Annotated in this window: 16 protein-coding genes; 7 read left to right on the top strand and 9 right to left on the bottom strand. The window is 69.5% G+C overall.

All coding sequences use genetic code 11. The annotated features are described in order from the left end of the window. The first annotated feature begins 3 nt into the window (after positions 1-3). Positions 4-852: an NAD(P)-dependent oxidoreductase gene (locus tag ACH413_RS18095; RefSeq protein ID WP_360034887.1), complete on the top strand. Its 849-nt coding sequence runs from the start codon at positions 4-6 to the stop codon at positions 850-852. Here the strand turns inward: ACH413_RS18095 and ACH413_RS18090 are convergent. Then, positions 758-1,651: a polyprenyl synthetase family protein gene (locus ACH413_RS18090; protein ID WP_360034890.1), complete on the bottom strand. Its 894-nt coding sequence runs from the start codon at positions 1,649-1,651 to the stop codon at positions 758-760. The two genes, ACH413_RS18095 and ACH413_RS18090, sit on opposite strands and share 95 nt — an antisense overlap. A 177-nt stretch (positions 1,652-1,828) precedes the next feature. On the opposite strand from ACH413_RS18090, the gene ACH413_RS18085 reads away from it, so the two are divergent. After that, complete coding sequence (locus tag ACH413_RS18085) at positions 1,829-2,794, top strand: aldo/keto reductase (RefSeq protein WP_360034893.1); 966 nt, start codon at positions 1,829-1,831, stop codon at positions 2,792-2,794. Between the two features lie 30 nt (positions 2,795-2,824). Further along, positions 2,825-3,223, top strand: a complete 399-nt coding sequence (locus ACH413_RS18080) for a molybdopterin-binding protein (protein WP_030479020.1) — start codon at positions 2,825-2,827, stop codon at positions 3,221-3,223. Between the two features lie 6 nt (positions 3,224-3,229). Here the strand turns inward: ACH413_RS18080 and ACH413_RS18075 are convergent, their stop codons facing one another. The 6 genes from ACH413_RS18075 to ACH413_RS18050 all read right to left on the bottom strand — a co-directional run bounded on the left by ACH413_RS18075 (position 3,230) and on the right by ACH413_RS18050 (position 8,885). Next, a complete protein-coding gene (locus ACH413_RS18075; RefSeq protein WP_360034896.1) occupies positions 3,230-4,420 on the bottom strand; it encodes an acyl-CoA dehydrogenase family protein in 1,191 nt (396 codons plus the stop codon). After that, positions 4,420-5,256: a 3-hydroxyacyl-CoA dehydrogenase NAD-binding domain-containing protein gene (locus ACH413_RS18070; protein WP_360034899.1), complete on the bottom strand. Its 837-nt coding sequence runs from the start codon at positions 5,254-5,256 to the stop codon at positions 4,420-4,422. Before ACH413_RS18070 ends, ACH413_RS18075 begins: the two co-directional genes overlap by 1 nt. Next, positions 5,253-5,972: an acetoacetate decarboxylase gene (locus ACH413_RS18065; protein WP_360034902.1), complete on the bottom strand. Its 720-nt coding sequence runs from the start codon at positions 5,970-5,972 to the stop codon at positions 5,253-5,255. Before ACH413_RS18065 ends, ACH413_RS18070 begins: the two co-directional genes overlap by 4 nt. A gap of 1 nt (position 5,973) precedes the next feature. Then, entirely contained in the window at positions 5,974-6,717 is a 744-nt protein-coding gene (locus ACH413_RS18060) for a crotonase/enoyl-CoA hydratase family protein (RefSeq protein ID WP_360034905.1), read from the bottom strand. Then, positions 6,714-7,862, bottom strand: a complete 1,149-nt coding sequence (locus ACH413_RS18055; protein ID WP_360034908.1) for a CoA transferase — start codon at positions 7,860-7,862, stop codon at positions 6,714-6,716. The genes ACH413_RS18060 and ACH413_RS18055 overlap by 4 nt, the downstream gene beginning before the upstream one ends. A gap of 114 nt (positions 7,863-7,976) precedes the next feature. Next, positions 7,977-8,885 (bottom strand): LysR family transcriptional regulator, encoded by a 909-nt coding sequence (locus ACH413_RS18050; RefSeq protein WP_360034910.1) that lies wholly within the window; start codon positions 8,883-8,885, stop codon positions 7,977-7,979. A gap of 95 nt (positions 8,886-8,980) precedes the next feature. Here ACH413_RS18050 and ACH413_RS18045 point away from each other — a divergent pair, with 95 nt between their 5' ends. Beyond that, the gene (locus tag ACH413_RS18045) at positions 8,981-10,246 is read left to right on the top strand and encodes an FAD-binding oxidoreductase (RefSeq protein ID WP_360034913.1); all 1,266 of its coding nucleotides are present in this window, start codon (positions 8,981-8,983) and stop codon (positions 10,244-10,246) included. Here ACH413_RS18045 and ACH413_RS18040 read toward each other — a convergent pair. Next, positions 10,243-12,786: a BTAD domain-containing putative transcriptional regulator gene (locus tag ACH413_RS18040; RefSeq protein WP_360034916.1), complete on the bottom strand. Its 2,544-nt coding sequence runs from the start codon at positions 12,784-12,786 to the stop codon at positions 10,243-10,245. The two genes, ACH413_RS18045 and ACH413_RS18040, sit on opposite strands and share 4 nt — an antisense overlap. A gap of 63 nt (positions 12,787-12,849) precedes the next feature. Between ACH413_RS18040 and ACH413_RS18035 the strand changes: the two genes are divergently transcribed. Genes ACH413_RS18035 through ACH413_RS18025 form a run of 3 tightly spaced genes read left to right on the top strand, consistent with a single transcriptional unit; the run spans position 12,850 to position 15,701 of the window. Then, positions 12,850-14,472 (top strand): C39 family peptidase, encoded by a 1,623-nt coding sequence (locus tag ACH413_RS18035; protein WP_360034918.1) that lies wholly within the window; start codon positions 12,850-12,852, stop codon positions 14,470-14,472. Positions 14,473-14,514: 42 nt separating this feature from the next. Then, positions 14,515-14,979, top strand: a complete 465-nt coding sequence (locus tag ACH413_RS18030; RefSeq protein ID WP_360034921.1) for a hypothetical protein — start codon at positions 14,515-14,517, stop codon at positions 14,977-14,979. Further along, positions 14,976-15,701, top strand: a complete 726-nt coding sequence (locus ACH413_RS18025) for an alpha/beta hydrolase (protein WP_360034924.1) — start codon at positions 14,976-14,978, stop codon at positions 15,699-15,701. The genes ACH413_RS18030 and ACH413_RS18025 overlap by 4 nt, the downstream gene beginning before the upstream one ends. Here ACH413_RS18025 and ACH413_RS18020 read toward each other — a convergent pair. Further along, positions 15,671-16,270 (bottom strand): TetR/AcrR family transcriptional regulator, encoded by a 600-nt coding sequence (locus ACH413_RS18020; RefSeq protein ID WP_360034927.1) that lies wholly within the window; start codon positions 16,268-16,270, stop codon positions 15,671-15,673. The genes ACH413_RS18025 and ACH413_RS18020 overlap by 31 nt on opposite strands. Between the last annotated feature and the right edge of the window lie 74 nt (positions 16,271-16,344).

Below are 16,344 nucleotides of genomic sequence, written 5' to 3'. Positions count from 1 at the left end.
CCCATGACTCAACGTGTCGCGGTGACCGGAGGAAGCGGCAAGCTCGGGCGCGCCGTCGTGGCCGACCTGCTGGACCACGGCTGGGAGGTCCACAACCTCGACCAGGCCGCTCCCCCGGTTCCTCAAGGTGAGTTCACCCGCGTCGACCTCACCGACTACGGCCAGGTCGTGGAGGCGATCAGCGGGATCGACGACAGGTACGCCGGGCTCGACGCCGTGGTGCACCTGGCGGCGATCCCCGGTCCGGGCGTGGCACCCAACGCGCGCACGTTCCACAACAACGTGACAAGCACGTACAACGTGTTCGCCGCCGCACGGCTGGCGGGCGTGCGCAACGTCGTGTGGGCGTCCAGCGAGACGGTGCTCGGCCTGCCGTTCGACACTCCCCCGCCGTACATCCCGGTCGACGAGGAGTACGCGGGACGCCCGGAGACGTCGTACTCACTGGGCAAGCTGGTGGACGAGACGCTCGCCCAGCAGTTCTGCCGCTGGGAACCGTCGATGAAGATCATCGGGTTGCGGTTCTCGAACGTCATGGAGCCACACGACTACGAGCGCTTCCCGTTCGACGCCGACCCGTTCGCGCGCAAGTGGAACCTCTGGTCCTACATCGACGCACGCGATGGCGCGCAGGCCGTGCGCAAAGCGCTGGCCCACGACGCCACAGGTTTCGACGTGTTCATCATCGCGAACGCCGACACGTGCATGACGACGCCGAACGACGAGTTGGTCGCGCAGGTCTATCCCGGTGTGCCGCTCAAGCGAGAGTTTGGTCCGCACGAGACTCTGCTGTCGATTGAGAAGGCACGACGGGTGCTGGGGTTCGAGCCGGCGCACACCTGGCGGTCGTGACCGTCCTGGCGAGCGAGGCCAGCTCGTCCGCCGCCCGCGCCCTGGGACCGCACTGCCGCAGGTGGTGCAGGGCGCGGGCGAGCAGCAGTTCGGCCTGCTGCTCGCACCACTTCCGGCCGCCGTCGACGGTCATGCCGGAGCTGATCGCCGCCGCCACAGGGAGCGTGCGACGGTCGGAGTCCGGGGCCAGCACGTCGTCCACGTGCCTGCGCGCCAGTCCGATGTCGTCGCCGAACTCCCTGAGGTGCCCCGCCTGGCTCGCGGTCGCACCGGCGGCCAGCGCGCCGAGCTCGCAGGCCGCCGCGGTGAGCGAGCTGCTCTTGGCCGCCGCGACTCCCAGGTACTCGGCCATGTCCACGTCGTCGCGTTCGTCCATCTCCATCTCCTGGACGTAACCGTCCACAACGGACATCAGCGCGACGTTGAGGATCAGCACTCCTGGCTTGGTGAGCCGTGCGCACGCCAACGAGAGAAGCGCGTCGGCCGCCGACACGACCCTGTCCGCACCGAACACCTCCCGCGCACCCGTGCGTGCCATCAGGTCCACGTGCAGTTGTTCGTGCAGGTGCGCGAACTCCAGCGCGAGGGCGACCAGGGCCACGTCCACGTCACCGAAGGCCTCTGCGGAGAGCAGCACGAGCGCGGCCGTCGAGAAGTCCTGCCGGGCGAGGCCGAACTCGACCACCTCGCGCGTTTCGTCCGGAAGCTCCGCCAGCGCGGCCCGCAGCAACGGCCCGACCGCGGCGCGGGTGCGCTCCAGCACGTCCTGCGGTGGTGCGGCCACGTCGATGCTCGTCATGCGCTTTCCTCTCAAACCCCGGGAAAACGACGCTAAACCCGCTGATCAGACAATCAGGCCCGATAGCCACTGACGTGTCGAACAGAGGCACGATCCGGCGAGCCGGACTACGTTGATGTTGACGGGTTGTCGTCACCATCACCCGACCGTGATCGTCTTTTTCCTGAGGGGCTGACCATGCGCTACACCAAGCTCGCCGGCATGGACGTGTCCGAGATCTGTCTCGGCATGATGAGCTACGGAGATCCGAACCGCGGCGGCCATCCATGGTCGCTGCCGGAAGAGGACTCGCGGCCGTTCATCAAGGCCGCGCTCGACGCCGGCATCAACTTCTTCGACACCGCGAACGTGTACTCGGCCGGTTCGTCGGAGGAGATCACCGGGGCCGCGCTGCGCGACTTCGCCCGGCGCGAGGAGATCGTGCTGGCCACCAAGGTGAACGGCCGCATGCACGACGGCGTGAACGGCGCGGGACTGTCCCGCAAGGCCATCTTCGCCGAGATCGACAACTCGCTGCGCCGCCTCGGCACGGACTACGTGGACCTGTACCAGATCCACCGCTTCGACTCGACCGTTCCACTGGAAGAGACGCTGGAGGCGCTGCACGACGTCGTGAAGTCGGGCAAGGCGCGCTACATCGGTGCGTCGTCCATGTACGCGTGGCAGTTCGCCAAGGCGTTGTTCACGCAACGGGAGAACGGCTGGACGCGGTTCGTGTCGATGCAGAACCACTACAACCTCATGTACCGCGAGGAGGAGCGCGAGATGCTCCCGTTCTGCGCGGACCAGGGCATCGCCGTGATCCCGTGGAGCCCGCTGGCCCGCGGCCGGCTGGTCCGCGACTGGGACGCGACGACCGCGCGCACCGAGACCGACGAGTTCGGGTCCACTCTGTACCTGGAGTCGGACCGCGCGATCGTCGAGCAGGTCGCCGCCGTCGCCTCGGCTCGTGGCGTGTCACGGGCGCAGGTCGCGCTGGCCTGGTTGCGGCGCAATCCCGTTGTCACGGCACCGATCGTCGGCGTCACCAAGCCCGCGCAGCTCGACGACGCGGTGGCGGCGCTGGACTTCGCGCTGACCGACGACGAGGTGAAGCAACTGGAGTCGGGCTACCAGCCGCACCGCATCGCCGGCCACTCCTGACTCCGCGAACGCGGATATACACTCCCGCTCGTGCCGAATCTGCGGATCAGTGAGGCCGCCGCGCTGCTCGGGGTCAGTGACGACACCCTGCGCCGGTGGATCGACCAGGGACGCCTCGCGTCCGTCGTGCTCGACAACGGGCGCAAGGGCGTCAGCGGCACGGAACTCGCCGCGTTCGCCCAGAAGATGACCGACGTGGCCGAGCCCGGCGCGACCGTGGCGGCCTCGGCGCGCAACCGCATGAAGGGCATCGTCACCCGTGTCGTCAAGGACGGCGTGATGGCCCAGGTCGACATGCAGGCCGGGCCCTTCCGCGTCACGTCTCTGATGAGCCGTGAGTCAGCGGACGAGCTCGGCCTGGAGGTCGGCAGCGTCGCGGTGGCCTCGATCAAGTCGACGCACGTGGTCGTCGAGATCCCCGAGGCCTGAGCGGTTCTAGGCGAAGGCGCTCTCGCCGGTGATCGCCTTGCCGACGATCAGCGTGTTCATCTCGCGGGTGCCCTCGAAGGAGTAGATCGCCTCGGCGTCGGCGAAGAACCGGGCCACGTCGTAGCCGAGCACGATGCCGTTGCCGCCGAAGATCTCCCGCGACCAGGCGACGACCTCGCGCATCCGGGAGGTGACGAACGCCTTCGCGAGCGACGAGTGCTCGTCCTGGAAGATGCCCGCGTCCTGCAGCTTCGCGAGCTGCACGAGCATGCCCCACGACGCGGTGATGTTGCCGAGCGACTGCACCAGCTTGTCCTGCACCATCTGGAAACGCGCGATCGGACGGCCGAACTGCTCGCGCTCCTTCGAGTACGCGAGGGCGAGCTCGTAGGCGGCGACCATCACGCCGAGTGCCTGCCAGGCGACGCCGCCGCGGGTGGCGCGCAGGATCTCCGCGACGTCGCGGAACGAGTTGATGTTCTGCAACCGGTTGGCCTCCGGCACGCGGACGTCGGTCAGGGTGATCTCGGCGTTCTCGACGATCCGGAACGCGATCTTGCCCTCGATCTTCTCGGCGACGAAGCCGGGCGTGCCCCTCTCCACGACGAAACCCTTGACCTGGTTGTCGTCGAGGTCGCGGGCCCACACGATCACGTAGTCGGCGAAGGTGGCGTTGCCGATCCACTTCTTGGCGCCGTTCAACACCCACGCGTCGCCGTCGCGCTTCGCCGTGGTGCGCATGCCGCCCGCCACGTCGGAGCCGCCGAGCGGTTCGGTCATCGCGAACGCGCCGATCTTGTCCATCGCGGCCATGGCGGGCAGCCAGCGGTCGCGCTGCTCCTGCGAACCGCCCGCGTAGATCGAGTACATCGCGAGTCCGTTGTGGACGCCGAAGAACGTGGCGACGGACGCGTCCGTGCGGGTCATCTCCATCGCCAGCATGCCGGTGAGCAGGTTGCTGACGGCGGCGGGGTGCTCGCCGTAACCCTCGTACGACAACGCGGTGAGGCCGGCGCCGCGGAACTTGCCGATCAGCTCGTGCGGGAACTCGCCCTTGGCCCAGTACTCGTTCACCAGCGGCTTGATCTCGGTGGTCATGAACTCGCGGGCGCTCAGCAGGATCTTGCGCTCCTCGTCGCTCAGCAGCGCCTCGTAGTTGTAGAAGTCGGCGGTCAGCTGGTCTTCCAGGCGGTTCATCAGTTCTCCTCCAATGCCGTGAGCACGGCGAGCTGCTTGCGGTCGCGCGTCTCGGCGAGCGCCGAGTACGTGGAGGAGCCGTAAGCGTCTTCGACGGCCTTGATCAGCCGTTCTGGATCTTGTGACGGGGTGCCGAGTGCCAAGCCCTGCATGGACTTGCCGATGTGCGTGGCGAGGTGCCGGTAGCCGCCGGGGCCGCCACCGAGGTGGGCGCCGAGGAACGGGCCGACGGTCGCCCAGCGCAGGCCGAGCGAGTTCGTGACGACGGCGTCCAGGTCTGCCGGCGTGACGACGCCCTGTTCGACCAGGTAGGCGGCTTCGCGGGAGAGCGCGGCCTGCAGGCGGTTGCCGACGAAGCCGGGGATCTCCTTGCGCTCGACGACAGGGGTGCGGCCGAGCGAGCGGTAGAACTCCACGGCCTTCGCGATGGACTCCTCGCTCGTCTGCTCGCCGGGCACGACCTCGACCAGCGGGATCACGTGCGGCGGGTTGAACGGGTGTCCGATCAGGACGCGCGATCCGTCGATGCCCTCGGTGAACGCGCTGGACGGGATCGCGGACGACGAGCTGAGCAGCAGGGCGTGCTCAGGGGCCTCCCTGACGAGCTCGGCGAACAGGTTCTTCTTGAACTCGAGGTTCTCCGGGCCGTTCTCCTGCACGAAGTCCGCGTCCCGCACGGCTTCCGCGACGGTCGAGGCGATCTGCACGCCGTCCGGAACGACATCGGCGAGATCCGGACGCGGGTCGGTGATCCGCACGGTCAGGCCGTGCTCCACGAACAGGCGGGCCCACGACAGGCCGATGACACCTGCTCCGACGACTGCGACGGTCTTCATGCTTCCTCCAAGTAGTTGTGAACCGGCTTGGCGGGAGCGAGCGTCAGGTCGGTGATGACGTGGCTGGCGGACACGACCTCCAGCACCGGGAGGTCGGCGAGCGGCGCGAGGACGTGCTGGAACAGCTGCAGGCGCGCGGGACCGGTGTACGCGGCCTTGACCACGACGTCGGTGATCTCCGTGCGCACGAGCTCCTGTACCCGCAACGAACCGTCATAGTCAGGGATGGTCTTCAGCATGAAGGTTGGAACCGTGATCTCCGCCTCAGCCTGACGACGGTCCAGTTCGAACTGCTTGTAGCCCATCGTGGCCGTGGCCACCCGGACGGTTCCGTAGTCCAGCGTGCCGACGAGCGCGCCGTTGTCGGCGTAGAGCCTCGGCGACCCCATGACCTTCGGGTAGGCGCTGACCTCGCGGCCGGACGCGGTGGCGGCGAAGCTGTCGAGGTACATCGCGTGCAGGTACTCGCCGCGTTCGCCGTCGAAGACGACCGGGATCGCCTGGCCGGCCTCGGTGTACGGGCCGTAGCCGGTGACGTCGTTCATCTTCATGACCTCGAACCGGACGAGCGGCTCGTCGATCTCCAGAGGCGCGGGAACGACGGCCCGCAGCGCCTCCGGATCGGTCCGGTAGACGATGTTCAGGTACTCGCGGTCGAAGAACCGCGGCTGCACGGCGGGAAAGGCCGGTGCGGTGAGAGGCGTGATTCCCAGCATGTCAGCGTCCTGTCCACTGTGGAGTGCGACGCTCGGCGAACGCGGTCATGCCCTCGCGGACGTCGGCCGTGGCCATCAGCTTTGCGCTCTCGGTGCGTTGTGCGGCCCAGGGGTCCTGGGAGCGCACGACGTTCTTGACGGCGGCGAGCGCCAGCGGGGCGTTCAGGGCGATCTGTTCCGCCAGCTGCAACGCGATCGCGGCGGCCTCGCCGTTCGGCACGACCCTGTTGGCGATGCCCAGCGTGCCGGCCCGGACGCCGTCGATCGGCTCGCCGGTGAGCAGGATCTCCATCGCGAGGTGGTGCGGGATCCGTTGCGGCAGGCGGACGACTCCCCCGGCGGCGGCGATCAGGCCGCGCTTCACCTCGGGCAGCCCGAACCTCGCGTCCTGCGCGGCGACGATCAGGTCGCAACCCAGTGCCAGCTCGAACCCGCCGCCCAGCGCGAACCCCTCGACCGCGGCGATCAGCGGCTTGGTGAGCTCGGCCTCGGTGAGACCGCCGAGGCCGCGATCGCCGACCACCGGCGACTCACCCTTCAGCGCGGCCTTGAGGTCCATGCCCGCGCTGAACGAGCCACCCGCTCCGGTGAGCACGCCCACGCGCAGTTCCGGCGTGGCCTCCAGCTCGTCCAACGCGGCGGCGAGCTGCGTCGCGACGGCCGCGTTCACGGCGTTGCGGGCCTCCGGCCGGTCGATCGTGATCAGCAGTGCCGAACCAATGCGTTCGGTGCGCACGACAGTCATGCCAGCTCCTTCAACACTTCTGCGGTGTCCTGGCCGGGCAACGGAGCCAGGCGGCGGACGGTGGCGGGCGTGGCGGAGAACCGGACGGGGATGCCGATCGACCGGATCTCGCCCTCGCTCGGGTGCTGCACGACGTCGAGGAGGTGACCGTCGCGGACGTAGGGGTCCTCGTGCGCCTTGTCGAGCTCCAGCACCGGCCCGAACGGGATGCTGTGCTTCGCGCACACCTCCGCCCAGTCCTCACTGGACAGTGCGGGCGCGCACTCGTCGACCAGGCCCATCAGGTCGTCGCTGTCGCCGGGGTCGATCCGCTCACCGGCGACGCGCGGGTCCTCGACCAGGTCGGGACGTCCGGCGGCGGCGAAGAAGTCGCGGAAGTTCTGCGGGTTGTACGGGACGACGCAGGCGAGGCCGTCCTTGGTGTGCACGGCGTGGTGGCCCTTGGCCATCGACAGGTTGAAGCCCGTCGGCCCCTCCTCCGGCACGAACGCGTGGCCCGCGAGGTGCTCCACCAGGTTGAACGCGATCATCGTGTCCGCCATGGGGATCTCGACCTGCTGGCCCTCACCGGTCGAGTTCCGGTGCACCAGCGCGGCGAGCACGCTGTAGGCGATGGTCAGCGACGACACCTTGTCGCCGATGATCGTCGGCAGGTAGACCGGCCGTCCGATGGCGCGGTTCGCGATGTCGACCAGGCCGGACGCGCCCTGGATCGTCTCGTCGTAGGCGGCGACGCCGGCGCGGTCGGAGTCGCCGCGGAAGCCCTGGGCGTGGGCGTAGACCAGGCCGGGGTTGCGCTCGGCGACGTCGGCGTAGTTCAGCCCGAGCCTGCTCAACGCGCCGGGACGCATGTTGGTGATCAGCACGTCGGCCGTGTCGATCAGCTTGAGGGCGGTCTCGCGGTCGTTCTCGTCCTTGAGGTTGAGGGCGACGCTGCGCTTGTTCCGGTTGACGTTGAGGCTCAACGGGGTCATGCCCGGCGTGGTGCGGTAGCGGCCGTTGCGGACGGTGTCCACAGGCGACTCGATCTTGATCACGTCGGCGCCGAGGTCTCCGAGGATCTGGGCCGCGTACGGGCCCATGACCACGGTCGAGAGGTCGATCACCCGCACGCCGTCCAGCGGACCGGCGGTGATGTCCTTCATCGTTCGTCCTTTCGCACCTGTTCGTCCTTGCACCACCGAAGTTAGTGACGAATCGCGAGAAAGGGAACGATCATGTCGCGAACAATGGCATGACCACAGCGGTCACACCATTGTTCATTTGATTATCGGCTCCGCGAATACTTCTTTCGCGACCGCGACGAGTTCCTCGATGTCGCCGCCGTCGCCTCGGTCGCGCCGCCACAGCAGCCCGGTGTCGAGCTGCGCACGGAAGTCCTCGAACGGCAGGACAGCCATGTTCTCCAGGCGATATCCGCGCATCGAGCTGTCCTCGTCGAGCATCGAGACGGAGAACCCGAGCCCACCGGACACGATCTCCGAGGTGCCCTGGTAGCCGGTGTTGCTCAGCTGGATGCGCTTCTTGATGCCCAACTCGTGCAATTGCCGGTCGAGCTGCTCGAAATACGCGGGCATTATTTCCTCCGGCGACTTCGCGTACGCCAGATCGGCGAGATCGGCCAGTTTGACCGATTCACGGCCTTCGAACCGGTCGGCGGGCACCACGGCGCCGAGCCGTTCCGACATCACGTGCAGCGTGTCGAGGGAGGCCTCCTGCACGGGCAGCCGGGCCAGCGTGAGCGCGAGCCTGCCGTCCTTCACCGCCGCGACGAGGTCCGTGGTCGTCCCCGGCCACCGCTTGACCTCGAACCGCCCGGCGACCCGTTCCGCGAGCAGGGTCAGCCGTTCCCGCAACGCCGGGTGGATTCCGGCGGGCACACCGACGAACACCGTCGACCGGGTGGGCGCGGTGGCCTGGTCGAGACGCCACCGGATCGACCCGACGCGGTCGAGCACGTCCCGCGCGATCGGCAGCAGGGCGGCGCCGGCGTCCGTCAGCGCCACGTGGTGGGTGCTGCGGTCGAACAGCTGCCGCCCCAGCTCGTGTTCGAGGTCCTTGACGCGCTGACTCAGCGGCGACGCGGCCATGTGCAGCTTCCGGGCGGCAGCCGAGAAGTTCAGCTCCTCGGCGACCGCCACGAAGTACCTGAGATGCAGCAGTTCCACCTGCCCCAGACTAGGCCGTTCGGGTCAGGCCCTCACCGTGACGCGCGGCGCCCGGCTACCGGCTTCCCCCGGCTCTTCGCCCTATCGTGCGCCGCGTGTCCATCGAGCAACCCGCCGCCTTCCGCCCGCGCACGATCACCGAGGTCCTCCGTCCGGCGACAGCCGACGAGGTGGTGGAGATCGTCCGATCCGGCAGGCGACGGCTGCACCCGATCAGCACCGGCTACAACTGGGGCCTGGGTTCGGGTCTGCCGGTCGGTGACGGTGCCGCGGTCCTCGACCTGTCGGGCCTGGACCGCGTGCGCGCACTCGACCTCGAACGCGGTTACGCCGTGGTGGAGCCGGGCGTGACCCAGGGCGCGCTCGCGGAGTTGTTGCGCGGCACGCCGAGGATCTTCAACCTCACCACGTCCTCGTTGCGCACCAGCGTCATCGGCAACTCGCTGGAGCGCGGCGTCGGCGTGCACCGCGCCCGTGCCGAGGACCTGGTCGGGCTCGAAGTGGTGCTCGCCGACGGCCGGCGCGAGCACGTCGGCTGGTGGCCGGGCACGTCGGCCGTCCCGCGGCCGCACGGTCTCGGGCCGACGCTCACCCACCTGTTCACGCAGTCGTCGTTCGCGGTCGTCACGGCCGCCGTCGTCCGGCTGCTGCCGAGACCGGAGGAGGTGCGGGTGCTGCCCTTCACGTTCGCCGAGGACGACCTCGCCGACGCGGTCGACGTGCTGCGGTCGTGGACGGAGCAGCGCCTGATTCCGCCCACCACCAAGGTCTACAACCCGGTCGCGGCACAGGCGGACGGCTATCTGGCGCACGTCTGCCTCAGCGGCGCGGGCGAGGTGGTCGAGGCGCTCGGCTCGGTTCTTCTCGGCGAGGCAAGGCATTCACCGCTCGTCGCGGCCCCGGCGGTGGACGAGGTGGTCCGCGCGACGTACGCGGGTGATCCCGATCCGGCCGACACGTGGTTCCTGCGCAGGACGGCGGGCTGTCCTGCCGAGCGGATCGACGCCGAACTCGGCTTGCTGATGTTCCTGCCGATCGTGCCGTTCTCCGGCAAAACCGCGGCTCTCACGGAGAAACTGATCCACGACTGCTGCGCGTCGACACCCGCCGTCACGGTGAACGTCCTCGACAGCGACGCCGTCGACCACGTCATCGCGCTCGGCTTCCCGGCAGGCGATCCCTCGGCCGTCGCCGAGGCACAGGAGACTCTCGACCGGTTGCACCAAGCGTTTGCGGCACAGGGTTTTCCGGCCTACCGGCGGGACGTCGACCGGCCGGGAACGGCGACGGCGTTGCAGGCCAGGATCGGGCAGGCCCTCGATCCGGACGGGGTGTTCGCGCCCGGCAGGTACACGGCCTAGCCCAGCCCCGTCAGCTTCCGCGCCGCTTCCGTTTCCCCCCAGCGGAATCCGATGCGGCGCGACAGCTCCACGGCCTCGGTGTAGGAATCGCGCGCCTGCTCGGCCCGTCCCGCCAACTCGTGCACGGTGCCGCGGTCGAGCAGCACGCCCGCCTCGATCTGCCTGTCCCCCACCGACCGCGCGAGCCGCAACGCCTCGTCCGCCAGTTCCAGCGCCTGGTCCAGGGACCCGAGCTGGCGGTGGGCGTCGGCCATGTTCGCGAGCGCGTGCAGCTCGCCGGACCGGTCACCGCACGCCCGCAGCGTCGTCAGCGTCTCCTGGTAACACACCAGCGCGGCAGGAAGATCGCCCAGCGCCGCGTGCACCAGGCCCAGGTTGGTGCGCACGTAGGCCGCGCCCTGCGAGTCGTCCAGCTCCTCGCGCAACGTCAGCGAAGCCTCCAGTGAGGTCAGCGCGGCGGGCAGGTCGCGGCGGCGCCAGTGCGCGATGCCGAGGTTGTTGAGCGTCACGGCTTCCAGCTGGCGGTCGTGCAGGTCGCGGGCCAGCGCCAGTGCCGCCGTCCAGTGCTGCTGGGCTTCGGCGAACTTGAAGCCGCGCTCGCAGGCGGCGCCGAGTTCCTTCAACGCCAACGCTTCCGCGCGCACGTCGCCCAGCGAGCGGGCGGCCTCCAGGGCGAGCGTGTTCAACGCGGCCCAGTCCGCCACCTCCGAGCGGCGGCGGAAGTACCACGACAGACCGGCGGCGAACGCGATCGCGTCGGCCGGTGAGGCCTGGTGCGCGGCGGCGATCAGGTTGTCGCGCTCCTCGGCGAGCCACAGGTCGGTCGGGTTGTCCGCCAGCGCTTCCAGGTAGTGCTTGTGCAGGCGTTCCAGCGCCAGCGACCGTTCCTCGGATGACTCCGAGCCGCGGCAGCGTTCGCGGGCGAAGAGTCGCAGCAGGTCGTGCAAGGCGAACCGGCCGGGCACCGGTTCGTCGACCAGGTGCGCGTCGGCCAGTTCGGCGAGCAGGTCCTCCACGTCCGGCACGTCGGTCAGCGCCCGTGCCGCCGCGACCGCGAAGTCCGGGCCGTCCAGCAACCCGAGCAGCCGGAAGACCCTGGCCACCGCGGTCGATCCGAGTTCGGCGTAGCTGACCGCGAACGCCGAGCGCACCGCGACGTCGCCGAGCCGGAGCTCGTCGAGGCGGCGCGTCTCGTCCGCCAGCCTGGCGGCGAGCAGTGGCGCGGTCCACTGTGGACGGGCGGCCAGGCGGGCTCCCGCGATGCGCAGCGCCAGCGGCAGTCCGCCGCACCAGCGCACGAGTTCCGCCGCGTCCTCGACCCTGCCGGCGACGCCTTCGAGCAGCCGGAACGCGTCCTCCAGTGGCAGCGCACCGAGTTTCACGTACGAGGCGCCGGTCAGCGAGGTGAGCGGGCGGCGGGACGTGATCAGCACGGCCGAGCCCGGACCGGTCGGCAGCAGGCGCTTCACCTGGCCCGCGGTGGCGACGTTGTCCAGCACCACGAGCAGCCGGCGCGACGCGGTGAGCGAGCGGTACCGCAGGGCTTCCTCGTCGCCGGGCCGTTCGCCGAGTGCCCGCAGGAACTGGCTCAGGATCCGGTCCGAGGCGCCGTCGGAGAGGTCGGCGTAGAGCTGGCCGTCCGGGAACCTCGCGGCGATCTCGTGGGCCGCCCGCACCGCGAGCGCGGACTTGCCGATGCCCGCCTGCCCGGTGAGCACGCACACCGCGACCCGGTCCTGCCGGAGCTGCGCCTTGATCAGGTTCAGCTCGCGGCCGCGGCCGGAGAAGGTGACCACGTCCGGCGGCAGCTGCCGGATCGCCGCCGCGCCAACGGGTTTCGCGCGCAGGATCTCGGCCTGCAGCCGCCGCAGCGACTCCCCCGGCTCGACGCCGAGCTCGTCCATCAGCACCCGGCGGCACTCCTGGTAGGCGGCCAGCGCCTCGGCCGGGCGGCCCGCGCGGTGCAGCGCGACCATCTGCTGCTCGCGCAGGCGTTCGTTCAACGGGTGCTCGCGCACCCACTCGTTCAGGTCGGCGACGATCTCGACGTGCCGGCCGAGGTCGAGCTCCGCCTCGGCGCACTCGACCCGTGCGGCCAGCCGCAGCTCCTCCAGCTGGGCGACGACCCCGCGCAACAGCCCGGACGCGGCCAGATCCGCGAGGGCGGGCCCGCGCCACAACGCGAGCGCCTCCCGGTAGCTGCGCGGCGTGCGTTCCTTGCGGGCGGCGTCGAGCAGCTCGCTGAACCGGGTGAGGTCGAGCTCGGCGGGGTCGATCGACATCAGGTAGCCGGGCGCCCGCGAGAGCAGCCGCGATCCGACGATCTTGCGCAGCTGGTAGACGTAGACCTGGAGGTTCTTCAACGCCGTCTTGGGCGGCGCGTCGTCCCACAGCACGCTGATCAACCGGTCGACCGACAGCACCCGGCCGGGCTGGGCGAGCAGCAACGCGAGCACCGCGCGTTGCTTGGGCGGCCCAAGGCTCACCCGCACGCCGTCGTCGGCGTAACACTCGACCGGCCCGAGCACCCGGAACTCCACAACTCCCGATCGTAACTACCAACCGCATACCGGACGCATGCCACGCGCCAGGACGTTCGACCCATGACGAAAACCTCACTGGCACTGGTGGTGGCACTCGGCACGCTGGCCGCCGCCGTGTCCCCGGCTCAGGCCGTCGAGCCCTACTCCTCCAGCCCGTCGCAGTCGCACGCCGTCCGGTCGAGCGGCGGCTACGACGTGATCGTCGGCGGCGTGAAGAGAGCCACCGTCGCCGTCAGCGATCCCGCCTACACGATCAAGTCCTCCTCTTCGGCCGACGGCGCTCAGGCCGCCGTGATCTCCGACTTCAACGGCACCAGCGGCAGCTCGCTGAGCACGGTCGACCGCTACGGCAAGTCCCGTTTCGTGGCGCGCGGAGCGATCACCTCGGCCGTGTTCCACGGTTCGACGCTGGCCTACGCGGACGGCGAGAACGTCGTCGTCGACGGCGTCTCCGTGGGCAAGCTCAAGGGCCGCGCACCCCAGCTGCTCGGCTTCACCACCGACGGCACCGGTCTGCTGGCCGTGCAGCACCCGGACGTCGCCGACGACAGCACGTACGTGGGCTCGCTGGTGCGGTTCGACGTGAAGTCGGGCGCCGCGAAGCCGTTGATCACGTCTGGCGCTGAGGCGCTGTACCGCGACTTCAAGCTGGTCGACGTCAAGGGCGAGCGGCACGTCAGCTTCATCAAGCACAACGAGATCTACCGCTGCGGCGGCGCCGAACCGCAGTGGCTGGGCCTGGCGTCGGAGAACGGCGAGGTCCGGTCGCTGGTCGGCGAGACCAGGCACCACTACCGCAGCGCCGTGTGGAGCACCGACGGCGCACGCGTCGCGTACGAGGTCATGGGGTGCGTGTCCGACAAGACGCTCGGCCCCGACCAGTTCGCCGGCTTCAACGGCGTCTACGTCCAGGACCTGGCCACGCGCAAGGCTTCGCGGGTCGTCGAGGGCCTGTCGTTCAACTACGCGCTGACCGGCATCGACGGCGGCGAGCCCGTCATCGGCAGCCCCGCGAAGGGGTACGTGAAGGCGTCGGGCCTGCGCGCCGCCACGCTGGACGGTGAGGTGACCACGATGGGCCGGCTGAACCGCGCCGAGTACATCCACCAGCTGTGGGACACGCGCAACGAGTTCAACGGCAACTCGTCCTGCGGCCCGACCAGCGCGGTGATCGACCTCGTCACCTACCAGCTGCCCAACGAGTTCGGCGTGCAGGTCGCACAGCCGTTCTCGCACTACTCGAAGTGGGGCCGCTACATCACCGACGAGTTCTCCAACCGCGGCACCACCTTCAACCGCACGATGAACGACTGGTCGCGCACGGGCAGCTGGAAGGGCGCGCACGGCTGGATCACCGGCTACTACTGCGGCGGCAACCCGGCCCGCCCCTGCGCCTCGTGGGAGTCCGAGCGCGACTTCCTGGCCCGCAACGGCGCCGCGGTCCAGCAGGGCAACTTCACCCCGGCGCAGGTCCGCGCGTTCCTCGACCAGGGCAAGTTCGTGATCATGAGCGGCACGTGGGGCTCGACGGCCGGGCATCTGTCGGTGGTGATCGGGTACCACGACAACGGGTCGTTCTACGTCCACGACACCTATGGGGCGGGTACGGACGGGAGTTACGACGGGGCGAACCAGCTCTACACCTGGAACTACATCGCTCCCGCGCAGATGTGGGCCGCCTAGCTACTTGACGGCACGCGTCAAGTACTTGATATGGTCTGTCAAGTGGCGACCACCTCGGAACACGTGGACCTGCGGACCGACCTGATCCGGCTCGTGACGAGCCGCCTGCTCGACCCGCTGGAAATCCTGCTGCCGCAGGCCGATCTCGTCGGCCTGCGGCAGTCCGTCGAGGCCGACGCCGAGATGTGGGCGGCCCAGCTGCTCGGACCGGACGACGCGCTGGCCCGGCAGGTGGCCGTCCGCCTGATAGCCACGCTGTACCCCGGCGACACCCCGTTCGACCCGCCCGAGAGCTGGTGGTCGACGCCGCTGGGCCGTGCCGCCGCACGCCGCGCCGGCCACCCGAGCAAGGACCACGTGTCGTTGGGGGTGGCGGGAGCGATGCTCGGCATCACCCGCCAGGGCGTTCATGACCTGGTGAACCGCAACAAGCTGCTGCGGCACCCGGACGGCGGCGTGACCGTCGACTCGATCCGCACGCGGCTGAGCCTGAGGAGAGACCAGTGAAGTTAGCGGCTACCGACTTCGGCGGCGACGGCCCGTCGCACCTGCTCCTGCACGGCCTGGGCGGCAGCAGATCCGCCTGGGAAACGCTTGCGCCCCAGCTGAACGGCCGCGCCGCCGCGGTCGACCTGCGTGGGCACGGCGAGTCTCCCGACGGCGAGTGGGACTGGGAGGCAGTGCTCGACGATCTCGACGAGACAGCCGTCCATTTCGGACTCGACAACCCCGTGGTCGTCGGGCAGTCACTGGGCGGCGTCCTGGCCGGCCTGTGGGCACTGCGACACCTGTCGTGCCCGGCGGCGATCAGCCTGGACGGACACCGTTCCGCCACAACGCATCCAGCGAACTACGCGGGACTGCCGGCCGAGGAAGTCGCGGACGGCCTGGCCAAGCTGAACGCGATCTTCGACGCCCAGTTGGAGACGATCACCCGCCCGTCGCACGAGATCCTCTCGGTGCTGCGGACGTCGCCCGAACTCCTGGACGCCCTGCCGATCTTCGCGCAGGTGACCGGCCCGTTCCTGCTGGTGCTCGCCACCCGCAACCTGCCGGTGCCGCCCGATCTAGTGCCGTTGTTCGACGCTCACCGCGCGGGACTGCGCCGCGACCTGCCGAAAAACGTTCAGGTGCACGAGATCGACGCGACGCACGGCTTGGTGAACGAACAACCCGCAGAGGTCGCCGCGATCATCAATCACTTCGTGAGCAGTCGCTTCAACGCCTGACGGGCTCGGCGCGGTGCCGCGCTGTCGTGTTCGAGCTGCAGGAAGTGGTTGAGCGCCAGCATGACCCCGAGGATCTCGTAGATCAGCTGGTCGACGTCCGTGTCCAGCTTGAGGTCGCCATCGCTCACGGCGCGGCGGATGTGGATCCGCAGGTCCCTGCGCCACAACGCGTTCATGCCGGCCAGCGCGTCACGGACGCGACCGCTGCGCCCGTCGAACTCCGCGGTGGCGGCGGTGAAGAAGCACCCGCCGGGCAGCACCTCGCGTTCGAGGTAGGAGACCCAGGCCTCGCAGACGTCGATCAGGCGCGGCAGGCCCGACGGCATCTGCTTGACCTTGCGCGGCACCTCGCGCAGGAAGACCTCCGCGGCCTGGTCGACCACCGCGAGTTGCAGGGCCTCCTTGGTGCCGAAGTGGCCCAGCAGCCCCGCCTTGCTCATCCCGAGCTCCGTCGCGAGGCGCCCGATCGTGAGCCCCTCAAGACCTTCCGACGACGCGATGGCGAGGCTCCGGTCGAGGATGCGCTGCCGCGTCTCGCGGGTGTCGGCGACAGATCGGCGCGGGCTCATGTTTGTAGTCTACGTCTCTTTAGCTACCGACCGATCGGTTGCTATATTCGCCGGGTCGCCTGGCCTGAAGGAGA

The organism is Lentzea sp. NPDC020367 (genome assembly GCF_044387305.1).
In the GTDB taxonomy this organism is placed as follows: Bacteria; Actinomycetota; Actinomycetes; order Mycobacteriales; family Pseudonocardiaceae; genus Lentzea.
The sequence above is the reverse complement of the archived record's forward strand: the minus strand, read 5'-3'. Positions and strand labels throughout refer to the sequence as shown.